Origin of the sequence: Peribacillus loiseleuriae, from assembly GCF_001183985.1 — a bacterium.
Taxonomy (GTDB): domain Bacteria; phylum Bacillota; class Bacilli; order Bacillales; family DSM-1321; genus Peribacillus; species Peribacillus loiseleuriae.
Window position 1 is genome coordinate 1,509,685 of the sequence record NZ_LFZW01000001.1, and the last position, 10,358, is coordinate 1,520,042.

General features: G+C 38.0%; 9 protein-coding genes and 2 other annotated features (1 of these 11 running past the window's edge). Of the genes, 8 read left to right on the forward strand and 1 reads right to left on the reverse strand.

Features of this window, described 5'->3' with window-relative positions; translation table 11 throughout:
- Positions 1-422 precede the first annotated feature (422 nt).
- The 6 genes from pdhA (at position 423) to AC625_RS06970 (ending at position 6,760) form a co-directional block, all read left to right on the forward strand.
- Positions 423-1,538 (forward strand): pyruvate dehydrogenase (acetyl-transferring) E1 component subunit alpha, encoded by a 1,116-nt coding sequence (gene pdhA, locus AC625_RS06945; protein ID WP_049680624.1) that lies wholly within the window; start codon positions 423-425, stop codon positions 1,536-1,538.
- Between the two features lie 3 nt (positions 1,539-1,541).
- Positions 1,542-2,519: an alpha-ketoacid dehydrogenase subunit beta gene (locus AC625_RS06950; protein ID WP_049680625.1), complete on the forward strand. Its 978-nt coding sequence runs from the start codon at positions 1,542-1,544 to the stop codon at positions 2,517-2,519.
- 146 nt (positions 2,520-2,665) lie between these two features.
- Entirely contained in the window at positions 2,666-3,958 is a 1,293-nt protein-coding gene (locus tag AC625_RS06955; protein ID WP_049680626.1) for a dihydrolipoamide acetyltransferase family protein, read from the forward strand.
- Between the two features lie 4 nt (positions 3,959-3,962).
- Positions 3,963-5,375, forward strand: coding sequence for a dihydrolipoyl dehydrogenase (gene lpdA, locus AC625_RS06960; protein ID WP_049680627.1), 1,413 nt, complete (start codon positions 3,963-3,965; stop codon positions 5,373-5,375).
- A 384-nt stretch (positions 5,376-5,759) separates the two neighbouring features.
- The gene (locus AC625_RS06965) at positions 5,760-6,008 is read left to right on the forward strand and encodes a hypothetical protein (protein ID WP_049680628.1); all 249 of its coding nucleotides are present in this window, start codon (positions 5,760-5,762) and stop codon (positions 6,006-6,008) included.
- Between the two features lie 626 nt (positions 6,009-6,634).
- Positions 6,635-6,760, forward strand: coding sequence for a GapA-binding peptide SR1P (locus AC625_RS06970; protein ID WP_049680629.1), 126 nt, complete (start codon positions 6,635-6,637; stop codon positions 6,758-6,760).
- A 230-nt stretch (positions 6,761-6,990) separates the two neighbouring features.
- On the opposite strand, the gene AC625_RS06975 is transcribed toward AC625_RS06970, so the two are convergent.
- On the reverse strand, positions 6,991-8,448 hold the full coding sequence (locus tag AC625_RS06975; protein ID WP_049680630.1) for an aminotransferase class I/II-fold pyridoxal phosphate-dependent enzyme: 1,458 nt from the start codon (positions 8,446-8,448) through the stop codon (positions 6,991-6,993).
- A gap of 227 nt (positions 8,449-8,675) precedes the next feature.
- Here AC625_RS06975 and AC625_RS06980 point away from each other — a divergent pair, with 227 nt between their 5' ends.
- Together AC625_RS06980 and AC625_RS06985 are read left to right on the forward strand one after the other, a co-directional pair.
- The gene (locus AC625_RS06980; RefSeq protein ID WP_049680631.1) at positions 8,676-9,635 is read left to right on the forward strand and encodes an NAD(P)H-dependent flavin oxidoreductase; all 960 of its coding nucleotides are present in this window, start codon (positions 8,676-8,678) and stop codon (positions 9,633-9,635) included.
- A 62-nt stretch (positions 9,636-9,697) separates the two neighbouring features.
- Positions 9,698-9,973, forward strand: coding sequence for a UPF0223 family protein (locus AC625_RS06985; RefSeq protein ID WP_049680632.1), 276 nt, complete (start codon positions 9,698-9,700; stop codon positions 9,971-9,973).
- Positions 9,974-10,036: 63 nt separating this feature from the next.
- Positions 10,037-10,266: a binding site (T-box leader), on the forward strand.
- Between the two features lie 39 nt (positions 10,267-10,305).
- Positions 10,306-10,358, forward strand: a binding site (T-box leader) (it continues 275 nt past the right edge of the window).

Below are 10,358 nucleotides of genomic sequence, written 5' to 3' on the forward strand. Positions count from 1 at the left end.
AATGATAGTATAGGGGAATTGCAACATATGTAAAGAAATGGGTAGAAAAGCATTATTTAAAGATAGCGCATACATCTGTCTTAAAACAGAACATCTTTTATAGTACAGATATTGAATTTTTAGTATAACAGTTTTTTTATGATAAATATTTCTATGAATATTAATCGTTCCAAAGCCTATTAATATAGGTCGTTGTGATTGACTATGCTCATGTGGTGAGGTAAACTGAATTATGGATAAAGCATTGTATCATTTTGTTATTAGTTATTACTGATACAGAATATCGTGAGGATGGAAACCCAAAAGAATGTTTTGCATTCATTATTTATGGGGAAAATACATTGGTATTTCATTTAGACGTTTAGAAATGAAGAATGCTTTATAAAATATAACCTTTTTATTGAAAGGATGAGGTGGCACAGATGGCTTCTAAAGCAAACCAAGCTAATTTTGATGTCAAGAAACAGTTTGAAACAGTAGAAGAACAGTTTCAAACATTACAAATTTTAAATGAAGAAGGCGAAATCGTAAACGAAGCAGCAATGCCTGAGTTAACAGATGAGCAATTACAAGAACTTATGAGAAGAATGGTTTATACACGTATTCTTGACCAACGTTCTATCTCTTTAAACCGTCAAGGAAGATTGGGTTTCTATGCACCAACTGCTGGACAAGAAGCTTCTCAACTTGCATCCCAATTTGCACTTGAAAAAGAAGATTTCATTCTGCCGGGATATCGTGATGTTCCACAATTAATTTGGCACGGATTGCCGCTTTCACAAGCGTTTTTATTCTCACGTGGCCACTTTAAAGGAAATCAAATTCCTGAAGGTGTAAATGTTATTTCTCCACAGATCATTATCGGGGCTCAATACGTTCAAGCTGCTGGTGTTGCTCTTGGAATGAAGAAACGTGGTGCTAAAGCTGTTGCAATTACTTATACAGGTGACGGTGGAACTTCACAAGGTGACTTCTATGAAGGAATCAACTTCGCTGGTGCATTTAAAGCTCCTGCCATCTTTATTATTCAAAACAACCGATTTGCGATTTCTACGCCTGTAGATAAACAATCAGCATCTAAGACATTAGCACAAAAAGCAGTTGCGGCTGGTATTCCTGGTGTTGTTGTAGACGGAATGGACCCGCTTGCTGTATACAAAGCTGTAAAAGACGCACGCGAGCGCGCAATTAACGGAGAAGGCCCAACACTTATCGAAACTTTAACATACCGTTATGGTCCACATACAATGGCTGGTGATGATCCGACTCGCTACCGTACATCAGATCTTGATAACGAATGGGAATTGAAAGATCCACTAGTTCGTTTCCGTAAATTCCTTGAAACTAAAGGTTTATGGAATGAAGAAATGGAAAATGAAACAATTGAAAAGGCAAAAGAAGATATTAAAGAAGCAATTAAAGTTGCAGATGCAGAGCCGAAACAAACGGTTACTGATTTAATTTCAAATATGTTTGAAGAAATGCCTTCCAATTTGAAAGAACAATACGAAATTTACAAAGAAAAGGAGTCGAAGTAAGCCATGGCTCAAATGACGATGATTCAAGCTATTACAGATGCGTTACGCACTGAATTAAAAAACGATGAAAATGTTCTTGTTTTCGGTGAAGACGTTGGTAAAAACGGTGGTGTATTCCGTGCTACGGAAAACCTACAAAAAGAATTTGGCGAAGATCGTGTATTTGATACTCCGCTTGCAGAGTCAGGTATTGGCGGTATTGCCATCGGTCTTGGACTTCAAGGATTCCGTCCGGTTCCTGAAATCCAATTCTTCGGTTTCCTATTTGAAGTAATGGATTCTGTCGCAGGACAAATGTCTCGTATGCGTTACCGTTCAGGTGGCCGTTACCATTCACCAATTACAATCCGTTCTCCTTTCGGTGGTGGTGTACACACACCAGAAATGCATGCGGACAGCCTTGAGGGATTAATGGCGCAAACACCAGGATTGAAAGTAGTGATTCCTTCTTCTCCTTATGACGCAAAAGGGTTACTAATTTCTTCTATCCGTGATAACGACCCAGTCATCTTCCTTGAGCATATGAAATTATACCGCTCTTTCCGTGAAGATGTGCCTGAAGAAGAATATACAATTCCTCTAGGCGTAGCTGCTGTGAAACGTGAAGGGAAAGATCTTTCTATTATTACTTACGGTGCGATGGTTCAAGAATCAATTAAAGCCGCAGAAGAATTAGAAAAAGAAGGACATTCAGTAGAAGTCATCGACCTTCGTACGATTTCACCACTTGATATTGACACAATCATTGCATCTGTTGAAAAGACAGGTCGTGCAATTGTCGTTCAAGAAGCTCAAAAACAAGCTGGAATCGCGGCAAATGTTGTAGCGGAAATTAATGACCGTGCCATTCTTAGCCTAGATGCACCGGTGTTACGTGTAACAGCAGCAGATACTGTATTTGCATTCTCACAAGCTGAACCGGTTTGGCTTCCTAACTACAAGGATGTTATGGAAACTGCGAAAAAAGTGTTGAATTTCTAATGATCTAAAAATTCACTGAAATCCGGTCCCTACATAATTTATAGATGCCGGATTTTAGGTTTTATGCAAAATTGCTCGAATTATGAAAGATAAATTACTTTTTTTCAGATAATATGTATGATTAAATTATAGGAGGTTGAGACTAAATGGCATTTCAATTTAGACTCCCTGATATCGGTGAAGGTATACACGAGGGTGAAATAGTAAAATGGTTTGTAAAACCAGGGGATAAAGTACAGGAAGATGACGTGCTTTGTGAAGTACAAAACGATAAAGCCGTTGTAGAAATCCCATCACCAGTAGAAGGTACAGTTGAAAAAGTACATGTAAAAGAAGGAACTGTAGCAATAGTAGGAGATATCTTAATCTCTTTTGATGCTCCAGGGTATGAAGATCTTCAATTCAAAGGTGACCACGGTGAAGAATCTGGCGCTAAAGAAGCTGAATCAGGTCAAGAAGTGAAAACAGAAGAAGCTCCTAAACAAGAAGCGCAAGCAGAAGTAGATTCTAACCGTCGTATTATTGCAATGCCATCTGTCCGTAAATACGCTCGTGAAAAAGGTGCAGACATTCGTCAAGTTGCAGGTAGCGGGGACAATGGACGTGTTCTTAAGGGTGACATTGACTCATTCTTAACTGGCGGTTCTGCAGCACCAGCTACAACACAACCTGATTCTGTTCAAGTTGAAGAAAAAGAAACGACTAAAGCAGCAGCTGTGGCTATTCCTGCAGGTCAATATCCAGAAACACGTGAGAAAATGAGTGGAATTAGAAAAGCGATTGCTAAAGCAATGGTGAATTCTAAGCATACAGCTCCTCATGTTACGTTGATGGATGAAATTGATGTGACAAAACTTGTTGCTCATCGTAAGAAATTCAAAGAGGTTGCAGCACAAAAAGGAATTAAACTCACATTCCTTCCTTATGTTGTAAAAGCATTAACTAGTGCATTACGTGAATTCCCTGCACTTAACACATCACTTGATGACGCTACAAGTGAAATCGTTCATAAGCATTATTACAATATTGGTATTGCTGCTGACACTGAGAAAGGTCTTCTTGTTCCTGTTGTTAAAGATGCGGATCGCAAATCTACATTTGCTATTTCAAATGAAATCAACGAACTTGGAGCAAAAGCTCGTGACGGTAAATTAGCTCCTGACGAAATGAAAGGTGCTTCTTGTACGATTAGTAATATTGGTTCTGCAGGCGGACAATGGTTCACTCCAGTAATCAACCATCCGGAAGTTGCAATCCTAGGAATTGGCCGTATTGCAGAAAAACCTGTAGTGCGTGATGGTGAAATAGTTGCTGCTCCAGTATTATCATTATCATTAAGCTTTGACCACCGTATGATTGATGGTGCAACAGCTCAGAATGCATTAAATCACATTAAAAAATTGCTTAACGACCCAGAACTATTGTTAATGGAGGCGTAATAACATGGTAGTAGGAGATTTTCCAATTGAAACAGATACTTTAGTCATCGGTGCTGGTCCTGGTGGCTATGTTGCCGCAATTCGTGCCGCACAACTTGGGCAAAAAGTAACAGTTGTTGAAAAAGGAACGGTCGGTGGAGTTTGCTTAAATGTAGGCTGTATCCCATCAAAAGCGCTAATCGCAGCAGGACATCGTTTTCATGAAGCTAAGCATTCAGAAGATATGGGGATTACGGCTGAAAACGTAAAACTGGACTTTTCAAAAGTGCAAGCTTTTAAATCATCCGTTGTAAATAAATTAACAGGTGGAGTAAGTGGACTTTTAAAAGGAAACAAAATTGAAGTTGTTAGCGGAGAAGCGTATTTCGTTGATGAAAACAATGTTCGTGTTATGACTGAAACGTCCGCACAAACATATACATTTAAAAACGCAATTATTGCTACTGGTTCAACTCCAATTGAACTGCCTACATTTAAATATTCTAAACGTGTGATCAACTCGACTGGTGCACTTTCACTTGAGGAAGTTCCAGCTTCTCTAGTTGTAATTGGCGGAGGCGTTATTGGAATCGAACTTGGTGGCGCTTATGCAAATATGGGTACTAAATTAACGATTCTTGAAGGAACAGAAGACATTCTTTCAGGTGGTTATGAAAAACAAATGACTGCATTAGTTAAGAAAAACTTGAAGAAACACGGTGCAGAAATTGTTACAAAAGCTCTTGCAAAAGGCGTTGAAGAAACAGAAAACGGTGTAGTCGTAACTTATGAAGTAAACGGTCAAGAATCAAAAATCGAAGCTGATTATGTATTAGTAACGGTTGGTCGTCGTCCGAATACGGATGAACTGGGTCTTGAACAAGTAGGGATTAAGCTTACTGAAAGAGGCTTAATTGAAATTGATAAACAATGCCGTACAAATGTTAAAAACATTTATGCGATTGGCGATGTTGTATCTGGTCCTCAATTAGCACATAAAGCTTCTTATGAAGGTAAAATTGCTGCTGAGGTAATTGCTGGAGAAGCTTCAGAAATCGACTATTTGGGAATCCCAGCAGTTGTATTCTCTGAGCCAGAACTTGCTACAGTTGGTCACACTGAGCAATCAGCAAAAGAAGAGGGACTTGATGCTAAGGCTTCTAAATTCCCATTCGCTGCAAATGGCCGTGCTCTTTCATTGAACAATACAGATGGATTTATGAAACTAATCACTCGTAAAGAAGATGGTTTAGTGATTGGAGCTCAAATTGCTGGTCCAAGTGCATCTGACATGATTGCTGAGCTTGGTCTTGCTATCGAGGCTGGAATGACAGCTGAAGATATTGCAATGACCATTCATGCACATCCATCTTTAGGTGAAATTACAATGGAAGCTGCAGAAGTGGCTTTAGGAATGCCTATTCACATCGTTAAATAATAGAGCTACAAAAAAGCACATCCGATTTATTTCGGGTGTGTTTTTTTTTTTTTGTAAAAATGATTTGATCGAAGTAATTATTAGTGCAATGCATGACCTAAGAATATCTCATTTTAGTAACGGTGTCTTTTGGGAGTTGATCCTTTTATATACTACAATGTTTTGGGGATTTTAAAAATATATCTAGCAGGATAGGGAATCTTATAGGTAATACTAATCATAATATTTCATAACTTACATATAATGGGTCACGCGATTAGGTGTACAGCCTGTGTTATAAAAAGAGATATTAAAAAAGGGTCGAATTTTGTGACCCTATAAAACGATATTTTGTTCTCTGGCATATAGACTGCGGACCAATTCATTTGACAGGAGTTGGATTGTTTGAAAAATTACATTGTGTTTCTTTTTCAATTAATGGTATGGAGCGGTTATACTGTTGTCGAATGGCTTTCAACTCATGACAAACTTGTGTTTAAAGTGATTATGTTCTTCATCTTTTCATACTTAGCTATATATATAGCTAAGGCTATACTAAAATCAAATAAACGGACATTGATCGTTACCGGTGTCAGTTTACTCTGTTATGCAATTATTCAAGTTCTATTCCAAACAATTTTACCGATTACTTAGAGATACTATAGAGGAACATGATACAAAAGCAAATCGTATAATAATTATCTTTATTTTTGGCTTTTTTCGTAAAGATTGTTGTTATTAGCAAAACAAATTCGAACAGATGTTGATTGTAGTGGAAGGTACAGGACTCCTGAGAGCGAGTACCTGCAACGGAAATCAACCCAGGATATTGATGTAAATATCATTTAAAAGCAACAAAGTATGCGAAAGCAGCCTTATTTTTATAAAATATATAAAAGGACTTCAGGAAAATGGCTACGAAATGATCACTCAAAACGAAATAAAAATTCCTTGATCGTAAAGAAACTTTGATGTCATCGAGTTTTTTTATTTGAATTGTTAATAAATAAAAAGGAGATTAAATAATTTAGATGAATACCCTTATTTAGTAGTCAGATACATTTTGGAATAAATAATAGTCGTAAATCAATCGTTTGATGCATAAATAATAGATTAAAAGTAATAACTCATAATTTTCCCTTTTCATTTTGGATGTCACGAATGCAAAAAAAAATAAATGTGACATACAATTAATGCTTGAATTATTAATTGTGTTATATTATTATGAGATTAATAAGTTGTAAAAGCGTTTTCAATTTAGTTTGAAGGGAGTTTTGGAAATGGGTACAATAGTTTGTCAAATATGTAATGGAACAATTGATCATTTCGAAGATGAAAAAGTGAGTGTACTTTATGCGCTTTGCAACCATTGCGACTGTAAAGAAGAAGAAGTAGTAGAAATTTAATGTCGATCCTGATAAAAAATAAGAGGCTAGCCAGAAATGGTTAGCCTCATTTTTCTAATTATTGATTATTCGAAGACCCTGAGGGCCTATTGGGCACACAGACGAAGGATTCATCGTCTGTGTTAATTGAATTAGTTTGTAGTGTCGCATAATCTACGATGAGCTTGCGATTTAGCGACACTAGAACGGGATTAACCATCAGTGGGGAAGGCATCCCACTAATGGAAGTTTCACTTTATCACTCTCAAGTATTGAAGATTAGGATCTTCGGGACCTTGAACAGGTAGTCCAACTTCTATATTCGCTTTAATATAATCAATGTTTTCTTGCGTAATTATTTCACCTGGAATGAAGATCGGGATTCCTGGTGGGTATACCATGATAAACTCAGAAATGATACGGCCTACAGATTCATCAATCGCGACGATTTCTGTTTCTGAGTAAAAAGCTTCTCGAGGCGATAGAGCGAGAACAGGAATTGTCGGGAGCAGGACTTCTGCATGGTTGTTCCCGCTTGTTGCAAGATGATTAAATTCTTTTGACAGGTCTTGTAATGCTTGCAGTAGAATACCCGCTTCATGCTTGGTGTCACCATTCGTGATAATACACAGAATGTTGTACAAATCAGAAAGTTCGACTTCGATATTGTACTTTTCACGTAACCATTTCTCAACCTCGTAGCCAGAAATGCCGAGATCTTTAACTGAAATGATAAGTTTGGTTGGGTCGTAATCAAAGGTAGCTGGCGAACCGATAATTTCATTTCCAATGCAATGAAGGAATGGAATCTTATTTATGTCAGTTCGCAACTGATCCGCTAGCTTAATAGAGCGATCAATCAATTCATACCCTTCCGTTGCTAGACGCTTTCTTGCAGTATCAAGCGAAGCAAGAAGAATATAAGAGGTTGAAGTTGTTGTTAACATACTTATGATTGATTGGACACGATTAGCTGAAACAAGACCTTCTTTAACATTTAAAATTGAGCTTTGTGTCATAGAGCCGCCAAGCTTATGTACGCTTGTTGCAGCCATATCAGCTCCTGCTTGCATAGCTGATAAAGGTAATTCATCATGGAAATGGATATGAACCCCATGAGCCTCATCAACAAGAACAGGTATTTGATAAGAGTGTGCCAATTCAACAATTTTCTTTAAATCAGCAGAAACTCCAAAATACGTCGGGTTAATAACAAGAAGACCTTTTGCATCTGGATTTTCTCTCAATGTCTTTTCGACAGAATCTATTGTAATTCCATGGGAAATACCAAGGTTTTTATCTATTTCAGGAGTAATGAAGATTGGGATAGCACCAGAAAACACAATCGCCGACATAATCGACTTATGCACATTTCTAGGTACGAGTATTTTATCACCAGGGCCACAAACGGTCATAACCATAGTCATGATAGCGCCACTTGTTCCTTGTACAGAAAAAAACGTGTGATCAGCACCGAATGCCTCAGCGGCTAGTTCTTGAGCGTGCTTGATTATCCCCTTTGGACTATGAAGGTCATCTAAAGGAGCGATATTGATTAAATCAATCGATAATGCATTATCACCAATGAATTCACGGAATTCGGGGTCCATACCCTGTCCTTTTTTATGACCAGGTATGTGAAACTGAATAGGATTTTTCTTGGCATGGTTCACTAAAGCTGTGAATAAGGGAGTTTCGTTCTGTGACAATTGTTTATTACCCCACTTCTTTATAAGTATAATTTAAGAAAACAAATGAATTATATCATGCGTAATATTATTTGAAAAGAATAATTATGTAGTGAATACTCAATGAGAAAAACATTCGATTAAGGGATTAGTAGTATAAATTATAGTATTAGTAAACGTTGGTCTAATAATTAATAATTTATTATACTCGATTAAGAGAGTAGTTGTACTTGAAAGGGGGAATATAGTTGAAATGGAAGACAAGAATTACTGAGCTATTAGGTATTAAATATCCAATTGTTCAGGGGGGACTTGCCTACTTGGCTTATGCGGAACTTGCGGCGGCTGTGTCGAATGCAGGGGGGCTTGGTCAGGTAACTGCAATGTCTTTAGCCACTCCAGATCTGTTACGTGATGAGATTCGTAAAACCAAAGCGATGACAGATAAGCCGTTTGGCGTGAATTTCGCGATTGGGCAGCACGGAAGACCTTATGAGCATATGCTCGAAGTAGCCCTGAAAGAAGGAATTGAAGTTGTATCGGTAACTGGGGGAAATCCTACCCCCTTCTTTGAACATCTGAAGGGTGCTAATGTAAAGAAGCTGGTGCTGGTTGCGGCTAGAAGGCAGGCGGAAAAAGCAGAAGAGATTGGGGCTGACGCGGTTATGGTTGTCGGTCAGGAAGGCGGTGGGCATCTTGGTCGGGATGATATCGGAACAATGGTGTTAATTCCTCAAGTTGTAGATGCGGTTTCAATACCAGTCATTGCATCAGGGGGCATTGCAGATGGAAGAGGCATGATGGCGGCACTTGCGCTCGGTGCAGAAGGAATTGAGATGGGAACGAGATTCATTGCTACAAAAGAATGCGTACATGCGAGTGAAGCCTATAAAAAATCATTGGTTATGGGAAATGAATATGATACAGTCGTAATTAAGCGATCAATCGGAGCGCCTGCCCGAGCTATATCTAATAACTGGACAGAAAAGATTCTGGAAATTGAACAGGAAAATACGGGGTATGAATCAATAAAAGAGTACATAAGCGGTACGGCTAATAGGCGTTATATTTATGATGGTGTACCAGATGAAGGATTCGGCTGGGCTGGGCAAGCTCTTGGGTTGATTCATGATATTCCTACTACCGCTGATTTATTCGAAAGGATGATTGCCGAAGCGGAAGAAATAAGTAGGAAATGGATAAAATAAGTAACGATGCCGTTCCAGGCAAGTATATACAATGAAAATGCATAAATGAAAGGTGACTTTAAATGGAATATCAATATCCACTGGATTTTACTTGGAGTACAGAAGAAATTGTCGATGTAATTAAATTTTTTGAAAGTGTTGAGAAAGCCTATGAAAGCCGCGTCAGTAAAGAAGATTTTATGAAAACGTACAGACGCTTTAAAGAAATTGTTCCTGGAAAGGCTGATGAGAAGAACTTTACGGATGAATTCCAGGAAAGTAGCGGGTATTCTGCTTACTTAGTTATAAAAAGTGCAAAAGAAACAGATGACGGAGGCTGGATAATATTAAAAAAATAAATTTTCTGAAAAGGCATTGACAAAGATTATCATTCAATCTAAGATAATAAATAATAAAATGAATATAAAGCGTTGAAGAAGAAGAGTACCTTATTGTTTGTTCTATAGAGAGCCGGTGGTTGGTGTAAATCGGTGAACAACTTTAAGCGAATGGGCTTCTGAGCTCCAAACCGAAATGTAAAGTAGGCTTTGGCGGAACGTCTCATCGTTATTTGAGGCAGGCATTTTAATTAATGCTGTAAAGTGAGCTTTCGAGCTAATAAAGGTGGTACCACGGGTTCCTCGTCCTTTTGGATGGGGGCCCTTTTTGTGTTTTTTGAAAACTATAAATGAACAATTCGATGATCAAGAGTAGTAGCCTTTTTAGACGCGTAACAGAGAGCCG